18 protein-coding genes and 1 CRISPR repeat array are annotated in these 18,798 nt (G+C 49.2%); of the genes, 5 read left to right on the top strand and 13 right to left on the bottom strand.

What is annotated here, in order from left to right; all coding sequences use genetic code 11:
* Positions 1-15: 15 nt before the first annotated feature.
* Positions 16-288: direct repeats of the CRISPR family, unit length 29 nt; unit sequence GGGATCATCCCCGCAGGTGCGGGGCATTT.
* A 72-nt stretch (positions 289-360) separates the two neighbouring features.
* From cas2e to QZT94_RS01640, 9 genes are all read right to left on the bottom strand, one after another.
* The gene (gene cas2e, locus QZT94_RS01680) at positions 361-765 is read right to left on the bottom strand and encodes a type I-E CRISPR-associated endoribonuclease Cas2e (protein WP_296762908.1); all 405 of its coding nucleotides are present in this window, start codon (positions 763-765) and stop codon (positions 361-363) included.
* Positions 765-1,721 (bottom strand): type I-E CRISPR-associated endonuclease Cas1e, encoded by a 957-nt coding sequence (gene cas1e / locus QZT94_RS01675; RefSeq protein ID WP_296762906.1) that lies wholly within the window; start codon positions 1,719-1,721, stop codon positions 765-767. Before cas1e ends, cas2e begins: the two co-directional genes overlap by 1 nt.
* Positions 1,722-1,728: 7 nt before the next feature.
* Positions 1,729-2,514, bottom strand: coding sequence for a type I-E CRISPR-associated protein Cas6/Cse3/CasE (gene cas6e, locus QZT94_RS01670; protein ID WP_296762903.1), 786 nt, complete (start codon positions 2,512-2,514; stop codon positions 1,729-1,731).
* Complete coding sequence (gene cas5e, locus QZT94_RS01665) at positions 2,433-3,203, bottom strand: type I-E CRISPR-associated protein Cas5/CasD (protein ID WP_296762901.1); 771 nt, start codon at positions 3,201-3,203, stop codon at positions 2,433-2,435. Before cas5e ends, cas6e begins: the two co-directional genes overlap by 82 nt.
* A gap of 2 nt (positions 3,204-3,205) precedes the next feature.
* On the bottom strand, positions 3,206-4,348 hold the full coding sequence (cas7e, locus tag QZT94_RS01660) for a type I-E CRISPR-associated protein Cas7/Cse4/CasC (protein ID WP_296762899.1): 1,143 nt from the start codon (positions 4,346-4,348) through the stop codon (positions 3,206-3,208).
* An 11-nt stretch (positions 4,349-4,359) separates the two neighbouring features.
* On the bottom strand, positions 4,360-4,863 hold the full coding sequence (gene casB / locus QZT94_RS01655; protein WP_363928419.1) for a type I-E CRISPR-associated protein Cse2/CasB: 504 nt from the start codon (positions 4,861-4,863) through the stop codon (positions 4,360-4,362).
* A 26-nt stretch (positions 4,864-4,889) separates the two neighbouring features.
* Positions 4,890-6,950 (bottom strand): CRISPR-associated helicase Cas3', encoded by a 2,061-nt coding sequence (gene cas3, locus QZT94_RS01650; RefSeq protein ID WP_296762897.1) that lies wholly within the window; start codon positions 6,948-6,950, stop codon positions 4,890-4,892.
* A gap of 730 nt (positions 6,951-7,680) precedes the next feature.
* Positions 7,681-8,397: a response regulator transcription factor gene (locus QZT94_RS01645; protein WP_270626732.1), complete on the bottom strand. Its 717-nt coding sequence runs from the start codon at positions 8,395-8,397 to the stop codon at positions 7,681-7,683.
* Positions 8,378-9,553: a histidine kinase gene (locus QZT94_RS01640; protein WP_270626784.1), complete on the bottom strand. Its 1,176-nt coding sequence runs from the start codon at positions 9,551-9,553 to the stop codon at positions 8,378-8,380. The genes QZT94_RS01645 and QZT94_RS01640 overlap by 20 nt, the downstream gene beginning before the upstream one ends.
* Before the next feature lie 326 nt (positions 9,554-9,879).
* Here QZT94_RS01640 and QZT94_RS01635 point away from each other — a divergent pair, with 326 nt between their 5' ends.
* The 5 genes from QZT94_RS01635 to QZT94_RS01615 all read left to right on the top strand — a co-directional run bounded on the left by QZT94_RS01635 (position 9,880) and on the right by QZT94_RS01615 (position 13,681).
* On the top strand, positions 9,880-10,269 hold the full coding sequence (locus QZT94_RS01635) for a hypothetical protein (protein ID WP_270626734.1): 390 nt from the start codon (positions 9,880-9,882) through the stop codon (positions 10,267-10,269).
* Between the two features lie 168 nt (positions 10,270-10,437).
* Entirely contained in the window at positions 10,438-11,280 is an 843-nt protein-coding gene (locus tag QZT94_RS01630) for a hypothetical protein (RefSeq protein WP_296762895.1), read from the top strand.
* Positions 11,281-11,973, top strand: a complete 693-nt coding sequence (locus tag QZT94_RS01625) for an ABC transporter ATP-binding protein (RefSeq protein WP_270626736.1) — start codon at positions 11,281-11,283, stop codon at positions 11,971-11,973. It abuts the gene before it with no gap.
* Positions 11,966-13,156 (top strand): ABC transporter permease, encoded by a 1,191-nt coding sequence (locus tag QZT94_RS01620; RefSeq protein ID WP_363928418.1) that lies wholly within the window; start codon positions 11,966-11,968, stop codon positions 13,154-13,156. The genes QZT94_RS01625 and QZT94_RS01620 overlap by 8 nt, the downstream gene beginning before the upstream one ends.
* Positions 13,157-13,183: 27 nt before the next feature.
* Positions 13,184-13,681, top strand: a complete 498-nt coding sequence (locus tag QZT94_RS01615; protein ID WP_296762890.1) for a hypothetical protein — start codon at positions 13,184-13,186, stop codon at positions 13,679-13,681.
* Between the two features lie 1,329 nt (positions 13,682-15,010).
* Here the strand turns inward: QZT94_RS01615 and QZT94_RS01610 are convergent.
* From QZT94_RS01610 to QZT94_RS01595, 4 genes are all read right to left on the bottom strand, one after another.
* Complete coding sequence (locus QZT94_RS01610; protein WP_270626741.1) at positions 15,011-15,613, bottom strand: HNH endonuclease signature motif containing protein; 603 nt, start codon at positions 15,611-15,613, stop codon at positions 15,011-15,013.
* 175 nt (positions 15,614-15,788) lie between these two features.
* A complete protein-coding gene (locus QZT94_RS01605; protein ID WP_270626743.1) occupies positions 15,789-16,754 on the bottom strand; it encodes a DNA cytosine methyltransferase in 966 nt (321 codons plus the stop codon).
* Positions 16,755-16,912: 158 nt separating this feature from the next.
* Positions 16,913-18,562, bottom strand: a complete 1,650-nt coding sequence (locus QZT94_RS01600; protein ID WP_270626745.1) for a DUF2326 domain-containing protein — start codon at positions 18,560-18,562, stop codon at positions 16,913-16,915.
* Complete coding sequence (locus QZT94_RS01595; protein ID WP_270626747.1) at positions 18,556-18,774, bottom strand: ABC-three component system middle component 7; 219 nt, start codon at positions 18,772-18,774, stop codon at positions 18,556-18,558. The genes QZT94_RS01600 and QZT94_RS01595 overlap by 7 nt, the downstream gene beginning before the upstream one ends.
* Positions 18,775-18,798: the final 24 nt, after the last annotated feature.

The following is an 18,798-nucleotide window of genomic DNA, read 5'->3' as shown; positions in this document are numbered from 1 at the left end:
TCGGTGGTCTGTTCTGGGATCATCCCCGCAGGTGCGGGGCATTTGATTTTAGGACAGTCGCAGAACTAATCGCTAAGGGATCATCCCCGCAGGTGCGGGGCATTTCTGGTGATTGACCCTACCGCTAGGACGGTCGAGGGATCATCCCCGCAGGTGCGGGGCATTTGACCGGCTAGGGCTAACAGGTTACCCAGGTCAGGGATCATCCCCGCAGGTGCGGGGCATTTTCTATCGACAAGCTAGCCGGTAAAACCGACGGGGGATCATCCCCGCAGGTGCGGGGCATTTACTCGTTGAGCTGGAATATCGATCCAAAATATTCGTCTCTAACGCCATCCTATAGGTAGCTACCTCAGATTTTTAGAATCTACGTTTACGCATTTTTCTACGCCTGGCAGCTATCGACCATCCATAGCCTTCATTATCACCAGTTTTCCCTTGCAACCATCCCGGTTCTTGGCGTTGCCCATCCCCCGCTGAACTATCACTTTTGATTCGCTCTGGATGTTGCAACAATGTCATCCCTTCGAGTTCCATTGGATTCCATTTATGCCCAGCCGAGCGCACAGCATAACCTTGCTCATTGTTAGTGCTATATATCAGCAGAGCCTTACCCTGTTTCCGCTCCGCAACCACTAAATCCCACAGGTTCTCCCTCACCCGGGCAGACAATCTCCCCACGAATACTCCCGGCGAGGCCTCTAACAGCCAGCGAGTTATGTATCCGCGCAGCCCCGGAGGGCAGGCCGTCAAGACTAAAACCATCAAAACGGAGCCTCCCCTGCCTCTGCCGCATAGTTAGAGCCGCCCCCAACATTTCCTTGATAGTAATCCCACAACCGATTGCGGTTCTCCCGAACTTCTACCGAAGCATCTCGCTGGCCGGTAAGCAAAAAGATAATATCTTGCGTGCACCGCTTCAGCAGTCCCTTTTGGAATACCTGGTCACGCAGCTTAATCCGCATTCTGGTAGCAACATCCTGCTCTCCCTCAGAAACAATCTGGAATGCCAGTGGAATCACGAATTCAGCCTTATATAGGTCAGCAATATCAAACACAAAGGAGCGCGAATGCCCAGTGTGCACTATGCCGAGTCCCGGCGAACAACCCAGAGCACAAATAGCCGCATGGGCAATCCCATACAAAGTCGCGTTACCAGCAGACAACGCCTGGTTAACCGTATCTCCTGCCGAGAAATCTTGGGAATCAAAAACTCTACCTGCCCAAGGAACCCCATATTCATCCGCCCAGCGCCGATACGCCTTTTTCATGCGGTGCCCTTCCCGCCCCCGCAGCTGCCGCATGGAGAGCCCCTCCACGTCCTCATCACCAAAACGCATTTGATACATCGCCCTGGCTACTTTGATTCTTTCATTTTGCGAGGACGAGCAACGCGCTTGCAGCTGCAACAAAGCATTCGAGTCAGCCAAACTACGTCCACTGGCATAGAAGCGCACCCCGTTTTCACCAACCCAAACCACGCTCACCCCACATTCACCTAAAAGGCTCATTGCCTGGTGAGAAATCGTAGATCCCGGTCCCAGCAGCAGCGATGAAATCGTCGCCGCCGGGACATGCATCGTTCCCTGCTCATCTCGCAGGGTCAAGGCATTTTCTGCACGATGCACTATGCAGCGTTCCGCATAGAGGAATGACCAGCGGTCTTCCACCCGCGGCAGTGATTGCCGCGGGACGGGCTTATTTGCGAGACCACCGCTCATTGCTAACCTACCTAGGAGCTAAGGTTAGCAACCCGCATCCGTACGCCTTCGCTGCTCCTAAGCCATTTAGCATGGCGCTGCGCAGCAGTTCAGGATTTTTTACAGTCAGAATTCCTTCGAATGCTACCCGGTTCAAGGTAACTAAAAATCCCGGTCTCCCCGATTTTCCTCGCTGAAAACGAATGCGCTCTTTTTCCACGATTGCAACTGCCAAATCAGTTGCTTCATCCTCGGATGGATTGGCAGCTACCCGGGGAATCTCAAACCCCCAACCCTCTACTCTAGACGCCAACCAATTAATACGATCTTCATCTCTAACAATCGGAATCCGCTTAGATCGTTTAGTACCTTCAGCTTTCACCGCTCGAGTGGGAGTCGCCACTAACCTAAAGTTCCAGCTGCTTCCCTCCGCGAGCTGCTCTAAGAAATGCCGATAGCTTTTTACTCCGAACGAGGACGGTATTTCTGGCCACCCTGCCTCCTCGGCAAGTTGGGTTAAATCCGGACGTAGCGGAGACTGTATATAGAGGTAATAACCCTTTTGATATCTATCCAGTCGCCAGAGAATCCGCGGAGGTTCCCCTCCCTCCCATTGGGAATCATGAAAACAGTTTTGCAAGATAGCTGCGTGCATCCGCTCCATGGAGGCGAGTAACCTGGCGGCTCCACGTCTCCGGGGGTTTAAAGCGCACCGTGAAAGATAAATTTCGCTCACCACATACCTCCCGGATTGTGGGTGGTTAGGAAGGACGGCTCGGTTTCGGCAGCTGCTATATCGGTAGCTACCTCGCATTTCCACCTGACTACGTCACGCCATTCGTATTGGCGATGGTGGGAATCGAAACTGAGCGGAACATCGTGCACTTGGTCAAAAATGCAGTCTTCACGTCTGTCTTCCGGTAGTAAATCCAGATCTGCAACTACCTCTAAACTTACTTTTCCATTTTCGAGGTCGAGGGGTGAAGAGGACGTCCAGGTAGTTTTCCGCGATATTTTCTTTTGATACCACGCGGCTGCCTGCCAGGGGTAAGCGGCGATGGCGTCTACCAGATTTCCCTCTGACAGCTTTGGACGGATAGGAGTCATAGGAGGAAACGCCCTTCGCCCTAAATACAGCGGAAACTTTGGTTTAACCAAGGCATCATTAAGGGCAGCAATCAGGCTGGTTTCCCCGCTGAGCCCGACAACAAATACCGCGTCTGACAGGTAATAGCGGTCAGAAAGCGGATAGGAAGTCTCACCATCAAAGGAATGGGTGGTATGAAAATCCCTTTCCCGAGTTCCTGGCTGATCGATGCGAACTGCCAATTTCAGGTCAACCAAATCCTCAACAGGATCCACCCGGCGGCGTCCCTGTGCTGCCGCTAGCAGGCCAATTATTCCACTCTTGGAGGGCTCTGAGGACGTCCTGCGCTTAGTAAATCGAGATGACGTCCCCCATGACTGCATCGGACCTTTGAGGGTCAAAAGCATATTCTTCATGACTATTCACCTTTGGCAAGCAGTTCAGTCACCAGGTTGTCTAAATCCGAAACTAACTGAGGGAACGCCACTGGTTCTTGGATTTGCCGGAGCTGCTCCCGCGAGTCCCCGACCCCGCAGGTGAACTGGGCAAGAGGCTTTACTCCATAAGCGTCCTCGATATCGGCTGCTTCTTTGACCAGTCGGGATACTGAGGGTGTTACGAAACCCGTGCCTTCTCGGGAGGTAATGGCATTCTCAAACGCCCCCACCAGGGACACTGGCTGGTCATCACGTACGGAAACGTAGATTGCTTCCGGAAGCGTCCGATTGGCAAAAGTGTTTTGTTTACCGGTGGGCATGGATTTTACAAACGCCTGGGCAAACGCGTCAACTGCCCGAACCGTGGCATCGTCGCTACCTAGATTTTCGCGGAGCATATCCAGGTTAATTGTTGCATAGCGATAGAGCGTGGAAGAATTGAACTCAACAGTTCCCATCATCCCCGCTCCCGCATCGGTTTCCGCTTCATCTTGGGACTTTACGTCATCAACTGCGGTAAAGAAATCGAATTCGTTTTCTACGCTGTGGGTAGAAATAGCATGTGCCACCTGGCAGGAGGCATCGACATTCACTGATGCGTCATCAGCTACCATGCGACCAAACAGAGCCAAATCTACAGAGTGATTCCGGTTCAACAGCCTTTCAATTTCTCGTTTCTTCGGCTTTTCTTCGTTAGCTGCTTTTTCGACCGCATATTCTGCCAGTTGCCGCAGCTGTAAGGAGGATAGGAACACCAAGTAGGTGGAAACATCATTGCCGACCTCTTCCTCAGCATCTTTCTTAGCACGCGAGGCTTTTAATTTGATTCCCAGCGCTTTAAATACGTCGACCGCCAGTTTCGCAGATTCCGGTTCTAGATCGGGGTTTTGTGCCACTATCTGTTCAGCCAGCAAATCCACAATCCGATTGGTCCGATAGCCTAGATCCTCTTGGTTGAGGAAGTCGCCAAATACTTGCCTAGTCTCCCGTTTCCAACATTGCGAAGAAACTCGGGCTCGACGCTGTCCTCCAAAAGTTGCAGTCTTGGGGCTTCCGGAATCATCTCGATTCACGCAGGACGGCGGGACATTTTGCAAAATATGAAAATCGATAAAGTTAGTCATGACAATCTCCTTTACTTGGTCTGTGAGTTAGTTTCTGATTTTTCGTTTTTCTGTCGGGCATAGCCTCTCGCCCAGGAGAGGGTAACTTTTTGTCTACCCCCGGGGATTGCGAAGCGATAAAGGTCTTGCGCCAGCAGCCCGTAGTCAATAGCAATCGCGGCACGCGTTGATCCCAGCTGACCGATTAGTCCTTTCAAATGGTTGAAAAAACCGGAAAAAGTCGTGGACATAACCGCCGCGTCAAAATGACGCCGCACCGCTTTCTCGTTATCCATACCTTCTAACCAGGCGAGCCTCGATACTGCTTCTCCCAGGTTTACTCCCCGTTGATGCATGGGGGTGGTTCTACCCCGCTGATGGCGAGCATAGAGCCACAAAGCCCCGCGAATTGCCTGCTCCTTGGCGGTCAACAAATCTGAAGACGTATTCCTGTCCGTTTCTGGGGAATCAACTAAATGCCACACCGAGGGAGGGAAAACATAGAGATCTTGGGATGCCTTGCGCAGCTCAGCCAAATCAGCGCGAGCTTGCGGGGAATCGTTTAATTGTCTTGACGATCTTGCTGGGTGAAACGCGAATGCACCAAACGAACGTCCTCTCCGAATACTGTCCGCAAGGTTTCATAGGTACGTTGCGCATTAGCGACCGTATTGCGTACTACCAGGGCACATCCCCCATTTTGGAGTCGTGTTTGCAGATCTGCGACCAGCCCAGCCTCGCCCTCCCAATGCTCCACTTCGATCTCTTTGGTAGTTAATACCGGCAGAGGGCGAACTTGAACTCCTGGCCCATCCGAGTAAGAAAGCGCTGGATATATGGGAGTTTGCGAGGACGAACCCGCCCCTTCCCCTTTGGCTTGCGCTGCGACTTGATTTCCTCCCACGACTACCGGTTTCCGCATCGCCGGAAATACCGAACCATCAAACGGTTCCGAAACTTTGTCCTTCTCTTTAGCAGCTTGCTTCAACTCTTGCCCTTTTTCATAGGCTGAAAATAGCTCTTCGCGCGCCCTCCGGGTTAAGGTTGCGGATAAAGCAATTACCGGAACCCCGAACGCCCCCAGCCATTGCACGGTTCTCTTCAGGAATTGGCTGGTGTAGACATCGTAGCTGTGTACTTCGTCAATGATGACAACTTTGTCGCTAATCCCCAGATGCCGCAAACTCACATGCTTGGTTCGGAGCGCGGAAAACAGCAAATGATCCACTGTACATACCACTACCGAGGCTAGCAGCGCAGCTTTCTTGTTAAACCAGCGATGTACTACTGCCGGCTGCCTACTGTGACCAGACTCTTCATCAATGCCCATTGAAGAACTCTGTCCCGGGGAAACCGCATTGCCGGAACTAGCAATTCTTCCGTATTGGATTTTCTTATAAAGGCCATTTAGGGCAGCATTTCCGTGCTGAAGTTTTAGGCTAAAACCACTTTTCGCCGAGATCTGCGCCCATTCGACAACTCTAGAAAACATGGCGTCCGTAGTAGCTTTTGTCGGTAGAGCCACCAACACCCCAGAAGTTCCTGCTCGCTTCGCCAAAATGGTGGCTGCCATTAACGCCGCCTCGGTCTTACCGGCCCCCATCACTTCCTCGATTATCATCATGCCGGGTAGCGCCATTTTTTCCGCGGATTCTACCGCTGCAACCTGCGCGGGGCGAGCATGAGTATCGGAGCCTAAAGCGAATAGGGTTTGCAACAGTTCATCAGGGTCGTGAGAGAGTATCTCTGGCTGCCAGGAGGGCGGCAAATGCAGCTTCTCCCAAGCAGCTTTAGTGCGATCGCGATGGTGATCAGGAGATAGCAACCTTTTCGGATATAGCTCGTTCCAGTCAACCAGTGGGAAAAGCTCTTGATTCGAAGCAATCCAGTCGGCCATCACGGTAATACCCGCCACCAAGCTTTGCCAGGTAGTTGGGAAAATCGCCTCTCGACACTGGCTTACTACCTCTTGGCTATCAGTCCATTCCATCCACCAATCTAGTAGTTCCCGGCGGGTCTGTTTCCAGGTTTTATCACCATTAATAACCTCAGGGAGATTGGGATTCGCCATATCAGCATGTCGCTGCCAAGACACCGGGCGGCCATGATGAGCGCCGATTATCGACCCCAATTGTTTCGCAGTGGCGCATCTTTTCTCCGCCTTTCCTGGATTCCAGCGCGATTCCAGCCATTTTTCAAACGCTATTTCCCCTATCCAGGAGTGTGGATTGTCTCCGCGCAGTTCCTCTGCCCGCTGGTATTTGGTTAGGGAGTCGTCGCTGTTTTTAAATATCCGTTCATAAAGCTCGGTATTCTGGGTAAGGAACATAGGCGAGCATTTCCCAATGTCATGGGCGCCCACGATTAGCTTCAGTAAGGCTAAAGCGCTCCCCGAGGACTCTTTTATCCCCTGTACCCGCAATAACGGTTCTACTAACAGCTTCCGCTGTCGAGGGGACAGATATTTATCCCATATCAGCTCAGCCACTTCCCCCGAATCAGCCATATGCACAGCGAGCGGCAACCATTGCTTATTTCCGTCATCAGGCGGAGCAGCATTCCAAAAATTAGTTTTTGCCCAAATAGATAACGCTGCTTTCGAGAGCTGAGATTCTGACGCCATCCTCTTAGTAAACCTCATCGGTGAAGCCATTACCGGTCTTTCAATCTTCAGTATTACGCTAAAAAGTAAACAATAAATAACTCTATTCCCGTTTACCCAGGTCAAGGAGGATTATATAACCCTGCTAACCAGATTGCTGAACAGACTAGCACTAACCAGTGTTCAAGTAGTTATTCAGATTAGAGAATCATCAGGTTAAGCAATATCAGAGCACAGCCTCCGAAAACCACTGGCGCGGGCGAACGCTCAGCCCGCGTTTGCTACCTCCCCGCGCCAGCCCTCACGGGTTCGACCCCTCAGCTTATAAAATGGTTAATCCCCAGGATAAACCTGGGGATTAACCATTTGAGTTATCTAGCTGCCGAAGATGATACAAAGTGGGCAGCGGGACAGCGGTGGCTCGGGTGGGCTTTGTCGCTTGATAGCAAGCCAAAACGGCGGCCGGATCATTGCAGCACGAAGACCCGAGTCAGCGGCATGCGACAGCTTTTGCTTTCGAACAAATTTTCCGCGACGGAAAGCGGCGCAACCTTTACGCGCCACTCCCCTGTCGCGTAAAAGTTAGCTCTAGCGCGCACAGGTTGTATCGATGCTTGTGGCGCACCTGTGTTCGTATCATTATCCACATTGAAACTATCAGTAGAACTGTCACAGGTTCGCACAGCCCTTACAGGTAGGCTTGGCGTCCATCTGCAACATAGCTCTTAGTAAGCATATGTGGAGGAGCGGGTTAATCTCCCAAGTTTAGTTCTTGCATTTTGACGGCTATTTCTCCGCGTCTGGCCTCTAGTAAATTTATGGTGTCGCGCACGTAGCTTCCTACGGTATGTTCAGATAAGCCTGTAGCGCGGGCGATTTCCCGATTTGTGTACGACTTAGCGAGATACTGTGCAATTCTATATAAACGGTCAGGCAGCGTTTTTACACGTTTAGCAAAATCTTCATCAACACGTGTCTGGTTGCTTTGGATATAATAATTTAGCAGCATGTCTGTTGGGCGTTGATTAAGCACGGTTTTCCCGTTATAGGCATTGTGTAGTGCCGACACAATTTCTTCAGTTGACGTTTCTTTAGTGAGAAAACCTTTCGCTCCAGCAGCTAATGCTTCACGAAGCGTGTGTGGACGCTCAAAAGCAGTAAGCATCAAAACTATAGCCTCAGGGCGAATTTCTAATAATCGTTTCAGAGTTTCAATTCCATCTAATGTCGGCATGGCGATATCGAGCAGTGCCACATCCCACTGCACAGATTGTGCAATATTTAAAAGCTTAATCCCCGAGCTGGCAACTCCAACGAGTTCTATACTGGAGAAGCGTCGCAACAAATCGCTTTGCTGCTCACGATACATGCGAGAATCGTCAGCAAAAATCACCCGCAAGACATTTGCTTCGGGGGCAACGCTATCAGTCTGGAGTTTGTCCGTGTTGTTAAGACTCTTGGAGACCATTTATATTGCCTTTCCCAAGTGGGAGTTCGCCGTGAACATGCCACCAGTTATCTACGGTCCATATGTCTAACTCGCCTCCAGCGAATTCAAACTTTTCACGAAGATTGTTGAGTCCCCTACCTGAACTAATCACTGAATCGTGGGGTGCTGTGTGATACTGATTCTTCACCATCATTTCAATCGTGTCTGTGCTATAGGAAATACTCAAAACAGCATATGTTGACGGCGCACCATATTTGACTAAGTTGGTTGATGTTTCTCGGAGAAATGCTAGTAACACGCTCTTTATTTCCAGTGGAAGCTGTTCCAAATCCTTATCCTCATACTCCAGCTCGAGATTAATTCCTGCAGCTGAAGCGATACTTTCCGTTCTTGCCAGTGTAGAAATAAAGCTACTTCCTTGATCGTTAGATCCGTTTGTGTCATCTAGTAGTTGAATAATTTCTCGAAGCTCTTTCAGAGAAGCACGAGTTTGTTTCTCTAAAAAAACTAGCTTTTTTGCTAATGAGGTGTGGTCAATTATTCCTGCTTCTTGTCGCACTGATTCAGCAAGCTTTGTTATCACAGATAAAGTTCCCGCTAAAGAGTCATGCAACTGCATAGCTAGATTAGCTTTCAGTTGTTGTGCTTCTTCTAAGTTCTGCAATTTGGTTTTCCATAATTGCGCTACCGCAGCATCTCGTTCCTCTGCAGAACGACGCATAACATACCCTAGGACGAATCCAGTGCCGAGCATAAGTACCAACATCAAAGCAGCTGGAAGCTGAAACGAAACCGAAAACCAAAAACCTCCAAGCAAAGCTAACGCCCCTAAAATGGCGTCAATCTTGTAGCTATGCCAACCCCAAAGGAAAAATACCACAACGCATACATAACCAAGGATGCCTACAGAGGTAGCTGGAGCGACAATGAACGCAGTATCAAGCAGGAGAAAAATCCACCCGCCCAGCCGAGGACGCAAAGGGATCAGTATGGCGGCAACAAGCAAGAGCAGCACGCCTGCTCCACTTATGGAAGAATCCGCCCCGCCCAAGAAATACAAATCTATAACAGCAATGAAAACCAGAAGAAACCAGAAGATGAGACAGAAAAGCCCGTTGCTTTTGAGATTCTTGCTTATGTTAGAGATTAGGTTTTTAGCACTATCTACCGGCATATCCACGGGAAAATTTTACACACTGGATGAGCGGTAAGAACCACATGAGTCATATAGTTCCCTCCCTGATGCGAAAGATCTACCTCCCCATTTCCACTCACTCCTGCACTAGGCAAGAAAAAAGCAAGAATACACAGAGCAAGAACCCGCATGGCACCTCCTGAACTAGACTCTGTAACTCTTAAAGCAAGTCTACCTCTCCCCTAACACGCTCCGCATACCCCAATTTCGGGACATTGCGCATCATATAAATCTTAGGAGAGCATGGGAGATGCTGGAGCGCTCCAGAAAGATTAATCACACATCTACATGTAGGAGGTTAACTTATGTCGTTCAAGAAAGGAATCCTTACAGCAACTGCTGCGATTGCAATGCTGGCAGGTGGCACTGGTGTTGCCTATGCAGACAACAGTTATGTTTCAGGTCGGCTCAACACCTCTGGATCTCTTGTTCAATACGATTACACCCGAACGCACACTTTCAATGGGCCGATCAGCTTGAGTGTTAGCGATATGCCTAGAGGACATCTTCGTTTAGGGTTGCGTAACATGAAGCAATCAGGCGGTCCACAGTTTACTGGGACGTTGCAGTGGAATGCTAAGGGGGCGAAATCGTGGGATAACATCCTGAAAGGTACTCGATTCGCGTTCCAAGGTCGCATGAAGGCTTGTAACTGGTTCTGCGATAACACGTGGGGCGGTGACCTTACATACTGACAAGTTATGAAAATTTCAGTTATGCGAGCCGTCTCTGCGTGTCTGGTGTCAATGGTTCTGTTCCTATCTGGATGTACTACTGGTGACCCAGACACGCAGCAGGCAGAACGATCCAAGGATGTTCAGATTGTATCCACAATTTCTGTGGAAAAACGCCGGATTGCGCCAATGTTTTCCACGAAAGCAACTGTAGAGCAAGCGAAGTCTTTTGTTCTTTCGACATCTCAGCGTGGTCCTTACCGGTCTGCGGTTAAAGTAAACGATTCTGTAAAAGCTGGTCAAGTATTGGGGTGGAACAATGGTGTGGAGATTAAATCACCTGTAGATGCCATTGTGCGCAGAGTTGGGGAGACATCTGAACATCTCCCGATGTATTATCCCGTTTTTGAGCTGGAATATCAGGGGTTTGCTTTTACTGTAGATGCTCCTACGCTTTTATCTGTTGCTTCTATCGAGTCGTTGACTGGAAAGTTTCAGATTGAAAATGGTCTTGGCCCCACTGAGATTAAAGCTATCCTGGCTTCGCCTGGGGATCAAGAGTCGCTAGATAAAGATTTGACCGCAACAGTATCACACAATACAGAATTCCAAATCACCAATGCTGAAATCGCCACTAGTTTTCCTAAGCAGGAGAATTTAGCTGTGTTCGGGGAGAATCCATCTGGGCAAGATCCTGTTTTTGAATCCGGTGCGGAGCAGGGGCTAAGACCGCGAGTTGCTTCACAAAGCTTGGTATGCCTCATCGATAAAAATCAGCCAGTGCACCCTGGACAAGCGGCAACTGTGGTACTTAATGGACAAGCTAAAGCTGATGTTCTTGCTATACCTGTCAGTGCCGTTGCTGGCAGAACAGGAAAAGGTGCTGTCACTCTAGTAAAGGGCGAGAATAGTTCTCTCCTGGAGGTTGGCTTGGGTGTTTCCGATGGAGCTTATATTGAAATCACCTCTGGACTGAGTGAAGGTGACGTGATCAGCACTGTTGCCCCTAATCTTGATCCTCGAAAGAAATAGATGATGAGCGATGTGTTACTGCAGCTTGAAGACGTGACAGCGAGCGTGAAACTTGGACGCCGTCAAGTTTTAACAACAGTGGATAGCGTTTCTCTAAACATTATTCGCGGTACGTCTAATGCAATTATTGGGAAGTCAGGATCTGGAAAGACGAGCCTTATATCTATTCTGGGCTTGTTGAATTCAGATTTCACTGGTCGTTATATATATGGAGACTGTGATGTTTCTAGTTTGAGTGACCGGAGGCGTTCGAAGCTACGTGGCAGCAAAATTGGTTTCGTATTCCAAAACTATTCGCTTATCCGGCACCTTAACATAGCCCAAAACGTCGATCTAAGCCTACACTACGCACATGAGAATCTTTCTCGCAAGCAGCGAGTCGAGCGCATTAAGAAGGCTCTTGAGGATGTTGATTTAGCAGAACGCCGTAAGGAGTACCCTGGAAGCCTTTCTGGTGGCGAACAGCAGCGAGTAGCGATTGCACGTGCGTTAGTGCTGCGCCCTGAATTATTGATCTGCGATGAACCAACAGGAGCGCTCGATACTGATACGGGGATACAAGTGCTCAATGTACTGATGGAACTCGTGAAATCCTCACATACTACGCTTGTGCTCGTCACTCACGATAAAGACGTAGCTGCACGTTGCGAAAATCTTATGTATATGGATTCTGGAAGGCTTACTCATGCTTAGGATGATTATCCAAGATCTGCGAATCTCTCCAGGACGGGCATTTCTCACGGGGTTTTCAATGCTCATCGGGATCGTTGCCGTTATTGTTTCTGTGCTCGCTGGGACTATCGGAAAAGAATACCTTGCCTCAACTATTGAACAGCTCTATGGTCGGGCACCCACATATTCGATGTCGATTAGTTCACCACACTTCTCTGACTCCTCAGCCCTATCAGACCTGATCGGCGCACTCGATAAACACAAGTTGCACGCTGCACTAGCTCTTACTCCAGGCGAAGAGCATTCCTACATTACCAACCATGACTTAGACAATCCTCCCACGACGAAAGATCTTTCTAGTGGGCTGAGTGTTGATACGGTTTACACCACGGCCAACTATGCACAGGTGTACAACTTACCAATCGTGCAAGGACGCTGGTTAACACCGGTCAATCAGATGCCTCGTTTGGAATTAGTAGCAAACAAATCTGCCGCCCAGAATTTTCCTCTCCATTCCTATGCGTATATAACGACTCAATCAACAGTCACACCAACCCCGCTTGAAGTTACTGGAATCGTCAACGATGGGTTGAGCGATCCACGCATATACGTAAATGTGGAAGGCCTCGCCACCTTAGCTCCTCACCTATGGAACAGCACAAACGCTGTTTTCTATTGGCACGATACCTCTTCTCGAACAAATGAGCAGCGCTCAACACTTATTGCCGATTTACTACACGACTATGCCCCTGGTACGACTAACACCATTAGCCGTACTGATTCTCGAGACTACGAGGAAGTATTGAACATCATTTCCCTCAGTTTTATCGCCACCTCCATATTACTGCTTGTCGTTGCTGCCATCGGGCTAATCAATATAGGTCTTGCAAGCATTGAACAACGAGCACATGAACTCCTCATCCGCCGTGCCCTAGGAGCAACAAGAGGATCCGTCGCGCTGCAAGTCATCGGCTCATCTATTCTGCTTGCTGCCATAGTTTTCAGCGTAGCCATTGCGCTCTCAATCATAATCGTGGAAATTATCCCCACGTTCCTTCCATCAGACAGCCCAAGCCCTAAACCCCAATACCCCTATGTTGCTGCTATAGCAGCGGTTGGAGCTTCCATTATTACTGCTCTTATCGGGTCAATCGCGCCAGCTATCCGCGCAGCACGACTCCAACCCGCTCTAGCTTTACGCTGATTAAAACAAAGAAAAGAAAGGAACACCATGAACAACAAAAAGAAGCGAACAAGAATCATCGGGGCGGCACTTGCATGCACTTATGCGTTGTCAATGACCGCGTGCACTCAGCAAGATGAGGCACAAAGTTCTGAAGAACTCAGCATAGTTTCCTATGACGAAATAAATAAGGAATATCAAGATTCCGTTGCTCAGCTCGACTGGCCAGATTCATACACCCCACCAGCAAATCTCGAAGCTGAGGATACCAAGCTAACGTTCCAATCAGGATACGGGGACACGCGCGCTTCTCTGTTATTTGAATGCGCATGGGAACAAGAATGGCTCAACAACTACACCACAGACACAGACAAAGCTGATAAAGCAATCGAGCAACTCAGCAAAGTACCTGAGATGGGCTACATGAGTCCCGAACGCGCCGACGATGCCACACGTAGATTCTTTAAAGACTATCTTGACCGCGCCAAACTCGCAGACCCTTCAGGATTCCAAGAAAACATCGACAATAACTGCCCTGCCAATTGACCACGTTCACACAAGGCATAGCTTAGGATACAAAGTGGGCGGCGGGACAGCGGTGGTGAAGATGGGATTTGTTGCTTGATAACAAGACAAAATACAGATAGAAAGGTCGCGCCTCGAGATCCGGATTGGGTTGCTACGACAGCGTAGCGCATCACGGCTAAATGCACGATCTAAGATTTTTGGAGCAAACTTCACTTCGATAAAACCGTGCCGCGAAATTGTTGGGTCTGCCGCGAAAAGGTTGCTCCACGTCCCTCTGCCGGATTACACAAGCGTCCATATTGGACACAAGGGCGGCGAGGTGGCGGCGGTGAGTCGACCGGACTTTTGGCTTGATACTAGGCGAAATGGCGCTCGCGGCTACTCGTTCAATGCCGGCTTCTCGCCCTGATCCCAGTCGCAATTCCTTTTGAGGACAAAGAAGCACGGCGCCTGTGAACCCAATGACCCTGCCAAAGAAGAGACTCGCGCAAAGGTACGAGAGTCGCCAAAAGGTACAGATTAGCTGCCGAAATACCTGGATTAGTGAGCGTTTTAAATCATGTACATGACCAGCGAATTCACTATCTAAGCGCCGTGCGCTGCCACTGCGGCGTGAATACGGATGAACATCAAAACTAGTGAATTCTTGCACCATCGCCATCTAATCGGGACGTTCGGTGACATCGGCTTTTGGGAAGGCATCTATAATAAAGATACTCCCCCATAAATCTCGCTGTACCTTGCATTGACATATTCGTCGAGAGAGCTTGTTCCCGCTCGTCGCGCTGTTACTCAACCTGAAAGGATTCACGTTACATACGGCGAATCTCAGATCAGGCTTGAAAGTCCAGATCTTCGAGGGGCATTCCGTATAGGAGCATAAAACACATAAGCATCGTTACCCTCCTTATATAAGCATAAGTGCGGAAATACTTCACTCGCGTAGATCAATTTATTATCAGGGAACTCAACAGATGAATATGAATATACATTAGTGGCGGTTGCACTCGCGTTCGGGCGACTTTATGAACATTCTGGGTGGTGTTTCTTATCAATCTAAAAAGGACTTAGCTCTCGCACAATCTCGGTCTTCTTATTTGCACGAATGCCACTGATAACCCACTTATCTCCAGACTTTTCCATGGCGTATAAATCCTTGACCAGCTTATCTTCCACTTCGGAATCACGAGAGTTGTAAGCACCTTTTTGAAATCGAAATGCCGTTGCTCATGAAGATGTTCCGCAGCAACCTGCTACCTCAGAGACCAACTGAGTTTTATCGAAGCCTCCAACCCAAGTTCATGGTGTGCAGGCGTAAACATCGGAAATTTGTGCTTGCCGCTTTCATTAATCGATAGCTTTACGAATAAAATCCTTGGCTTTTGAAAGCTCGCCAGGACTTAAGTAGCGAACTTTTGCATATGCCAAGTCCAATTTCGAGAAAGTCTTCTTTCCATCATCAATCCAAGTCATCAAAGCTTTTAATTCCGATGCGGATAAATCTTTTAGCAACGGCTCAACATCTTCAAACGTGTCAGGATTTTTTAACAAGTTTCTAATCGGTTCATTACATCTGGCGCACTCTGTTTGAAGATTTTCAAGGGTGGCTTCACCTAGCCGTTGGTTTGGTATTCTGTGTCCAACGGTCATTCTTGCCTTACTGCCCGGCATATCTGGATATTCATCGCCAACTGATATTCCACAGATAACACACGTGTTGTTATCGCGGGCAAACACTTGCCTTCTAAGCTTGTTAGAAATAGCGTCTCGCTCGGCTCTTTCGCCAAGCCAGAGGCGTAGACCTCTTTTCACGAGCCTATAAGAATCCATTGGTAAAGACTTGTCATCTTTGTATCCAACTACAACCCAGCCTTGTTCTCGCAATTCTCGCATTCTGCGATCAGACTGTGTTTGTTTTTCTATTTGAGCCGCAGCCCTAACTTCAGCCATGGTGAAAGTGCCACCTTCTGAGACATTGAACCACAGATAAGCAGCAATCCGTTTCGTGGTACCACCTACCGTCCACCACGGAACACCGTCACTGGTTAATTTACTATCCTTCTGTACATACACGCTTAAGGCTAACACAGCGGTGTATATATGAAGGAGCCGTAGTAAATACTTTCTAGCTCATTTCAGAAGCGCCAAGCTCTAGTGCGCGCAATATCTCGACTCCTACGCTACGTGCTACGGGCGGAGGAAAGGCATTGCCCACTTGCCGATATGCAGGAGTCTTTTTCCCTTCAAAGATCCATGTTTTTGGAAAACCTTGTATGGCAGCTGCCATCGCAACTGTGAGACGAGGTATGCCAGCAAAGTCCTCAGCTGGGGAACTATCTGCTAAGCCCTTCCCATCTACACCTAGCTCCAGCCATCCATTCTTGGCTCGAGTAGGCCCTAAATCTGCTCCACCGTGCTTCTTTGACCCGCCAACAAGCGTGGGAGCGAGTCCTGCTGCTCGTTCAGCCCAGTCACCAGCTCCTTCCCAACCATTCTCAAGCATAAACGGATACAAGGCTTCACCTACAGTTCGCATGGATTCGTTTGGCTCGGGCCAAGAATAGTACATGGCGTAGGGCATTTTCATTAATACAAGTATGGCTCGATATCTCGTTTGGGGGACACCAAAATCTGCTGCATTAAGTAGATTCCAACCACATGCGATATACCCCATGCGTTCAAATTCTCGAAGAATTTCCGTCCGATAAGTTTTGAACTTATCGCTCAGTAGCCCTCGGACATTTTCAATCATGATTGCTTTAGGATTAAGCTCCTTAGCAAGACGAATCATCTCAGGAAAAAGATCACGCTCATCCTCTTTGCCTTGCTGCTTACCAGCAATAGAAAACGGAGGACAAGGCACACCGCCAGCAAGCAAATCAACGTCCTGTAATGAATCCTCAGGAGACCACGAGCGAACATCAGTTTCAACTACATTCCAGTTTGGTCGATTTGTGCGTAGGGTCGCACAAGCAGCTCTATCAATCTCAACACATGCAAGATGCTCAAAACCTGCTTCTTCAAGACCTAGTGCTTGCCCTCCTGCGCCAGCGCAAATCTCAACTGAAGTTCGTTTTGATTTTGTGCTCACTAAGCAGTCTCCTTCACACAAAGCTCAAGGACAGGTCAAACTCTTCAGGGAATGAACCGTACCCAAATCGTCATTGTGCGATTCTACCCTGGTGTCCCCTAATATGCCATAGTAGGATTTCTTGCTCTTCGGTTGGTGGAAATCTGATAACCCAGAATTTATACACGGTCCTTTCGGCTCCACTTCTCCCCGAACAGGGCGTGCTCGTTGTTGTCAAGCTTGAGCACCATGGTCTGCTGGATGATGGCTTTGGCTTCGTCAGTGCAGTCACTAACTTTGTCAACGGCTATGAAGATTTGCTTTTCTACCTGGTCGTTGTATACGCGGATGAGGTTGCTGAGGTCGGTGCGTGACATGGAGTCGAACATGATCGAGTCGTGCGCGATGGCCGGGAGCGCTGTGTTCTGCGCTATCGCCAGGTCGTAAATGATGACGCCACGATGGTTAGTGCCGGTGCCTTTGTCTCTTGGGGTTTCAAAGTCGTAGCTGTTGAATGCGTTGAGTGAGAGCTTTGGCGCGTTGTATTCGCCGCCGGTTACTTCTTCATTGATGGCTTCCATCTGGCTGTTGATTGCGATTTGAATGTGCGAGAGCACGGCATCGAGCTGTTGTTGGTAGCGGGTATTGGCCTGTTGCTTTTCTTTTTGGAGCCGGTCGCGAGTATCAAAAGCGTCGTTTTCGTCTTGTAGCTTATTGATGCGCCGATCGAGTTCTGTGTAGGCGTCCAAGAACTCGTCTGTGAATGCTTTTGAAGCCGGTATGGAATCTATACGTGCCAGTAGCTCAGTCGCCTGCTCCTCTAGTGTTGCAAGTAGCTTGGTGACGTGGGCGTGAGCTGCTTCGAGTTCTTCACCGAGGATAGCTTGTATCTTCGTGTGAAACTTTTCGATTTCCACGAGCTTTGCAAGGTTCGCCCCTGGGAAGAATTCTTGCAGACTTTTGAGGTCAGCTTCGGTTGGGTATGCTCCGTGGTGGAGATTCAGGTCAAGCAGATGTAGTTCGTCTTTCTTGCTTGTAATCTCGCGGTGCAGATCATTGAGCTGGCGCTTGAGCTCGTTACGTTCGTTCGCTTTCTCGATTTCTGTCGGTTCTACATCAGTCTCATCGGATTGGGCGAGTTTGCGCCGGTCTTCCTCTAGAGTAGCGATTTCTACTACGTTCTGTTTGTATTTGGTCATCCCGTCGACAGCGGAGGGTATGAACTCATAGCGGCGTGCCGCTTTGAATGCAGAGATTTTGTTTTCGGCTTGTTGCAGTTGTTCTTTGAAGTCTTTGATTTCGTCGTAGTACCCGAATAGCGAGATTAGGACGGTGATTGCGTCCTTTTGGGATTCGTCTCCTCCTCGGGTTTGGAGAGGTTTAAGTTCGTTGTGGTTGTTCTTGCCGTAAATGCGGAAAAAGCGGCTGAGGGTATTCCTGTATTTCAGTCCTGGCAGGTCCATGTGGTATTTCGCAGCAAGCCAAGCGTTGAACTCTTCAATTTTCATTGTGCCGATGACGGTTTGGTTTTCATCGATTTGTGCGACAAGTTTTGGATCGGTGGGAGTTCTAGCGAAGTGGTACTGCCCGTCAGCGAATTCGAATGTGAAGTAAATCGTGTGGTCGTCCAGTTCTTTGACAGCATCACTACCAACATACGTGTTGCCGCCGAATGCGAAGTCAATGATGAGCATCATGGTTGATTTGCCGATAGATCCGGCTTCGCCTTTGATTGCTCCGAGGATGGTGTTCAGGCCGCGAGTGAAGTTGATGGGTGGGCGGGGTTGCCCGGCTTCTCGGAAAAGTTGGCAGCTGATTTGTTTTAGCATCGGTGCAGTTTCCCTTCTTCATCAAGCTCAATCCGGCCAAGCGCATATAGGCAATCCAGGGCTTCAATGAGCCTAGTTGGATCAGTATTGGTGCGGGCAAGAGCTAGGGCAATCTCGTTAGGTGTTTTTGGGGTATCGAGGTGGCGCAGGATTTCTGGCAGCAGTGGCAGCACGCTGTCTTGGTAGGCGAAGAGTTTACTTGGTAGCAGCATCGAACACCTCGCAGGATTGAACGA

This window comes from Varibaculum sp. (assembly GCF_008661855.1).
Lineage (GTDB): Bacteria > Actinomycetota > Actinomycetes > Actinomycetales > Actinomycetaceae > Varibaculum > Varibaculum timonense_A.
Note: the sequence above shows the minus strand (reverse complement) of the source record. Positions and strands in the feature narration are given on the sequence as shown.

Coding starts and splice junctions, on each gene's coding strand:
- cas2e (WP_296762908.1), bottom strand. CDS start 765: ATGGTTTTAGTCTTGACGGCCTGCCCTCCGGGGCTGCGCGGATACATA.
- cas1e (WP_296762906.1), bottom strand. CDS start 1,721: ATGAGCGGTGGTCTCGCAAATAAGCCCGTCCCGCGGCAATCACTGCCG.
- cas6e (WP_296762903.1), bottom strand. CDS start 2,514: ATGCGAGGTAGCTACCGATATAGCAGCTGCCGAAACCGAGCCGTCCTT.
- cas5e (WP_296762901.1), bottom strand. CDS start 3,203: ATGAAGAATATGCTTTTGACCCTCAAAGGTCCGATGCAGTCATGGGGG.
- cas7e (WP_296762899.1), bottom strand. CDS start 4,348: ATGACTAACTTTATCGATTTTCATATTTTGCAAAATGTCCCGCCGTCC.
- cas3 (WP_296762897.1), bottom strand. CDS start 6,950: ATGGCGTCAGAATCTCAGCTCTCGAAAGCAGCGTTATCTATTTGGGCA.
- QZT94_RS01645 (WP_270626732.1), bottom strand. CDS start 8,397: ATGGTCTCCAAGAGTCTTAACAACACGGACAAACTCCAGACTGATAGC.
- QZT94_RS01640 (WP_270626784.1), bottom strand. CDS start 9,553: ATGCCGGTAGATAGTGCTAAAAACCTAATCTCTAACATAAGCAAGAAT.
- QZT94_RS01635 (WP_270626734.1), top strand. CDS start 9,880: ATGTCGTTCAAGAAAGGAATCCTTACAGCAACTGCTGCGATTGCAATG.
- QZT94_RS01630 (WP_296762895.1), top strand. CDS start 10,438: ATGTTTTCCACGAAAGCAACTGTAGAGCAAGCGAAGTCTTTTGTTCTT.
- QZT94_RS01625 (WP_270626736.1), top strand. CDS start 11,281: ATGATGAGCGATGTGTTACTGCAGCTTGAAGACGTGACAGCGAGCGTG.
- QZT94_RS01620 (WP_363928418.1), top strand. CDS start 11,966: ATGCTTAGGATGATTATCCAAGATCTGCGAATCTCTCCAGGACGGGCA.
- QZT94_RS01615 (WP_296762890.1), top strand. CDS start 13,184: ATGAACAACAAAAAGAAGCGAACAAGAATCATCGGGGCGGCACTTGCA.
- QZT94_RS01610 (WP_270626741.1), bottom strand. CDS start 15,613: ATGGCTGAAGTTAGGGCTGCGGCTCAAATAGAAAAACAAACACAGTCT.
- QZT94_RS01600 (WP_270626745.1), bottom strand. CDS start 18,562: ATGCTAAAACAAATCAGCTGCCAACTTTTCCGAGAAGCCGGGCAACCC.
- QZT94_RS01595 (WP_270626747.1), bottom strand. CDS start 18,774: ATGCTGCTACCAAGTAAACTCTTCGCCTACCAAGACAGCGTGCTGCCA.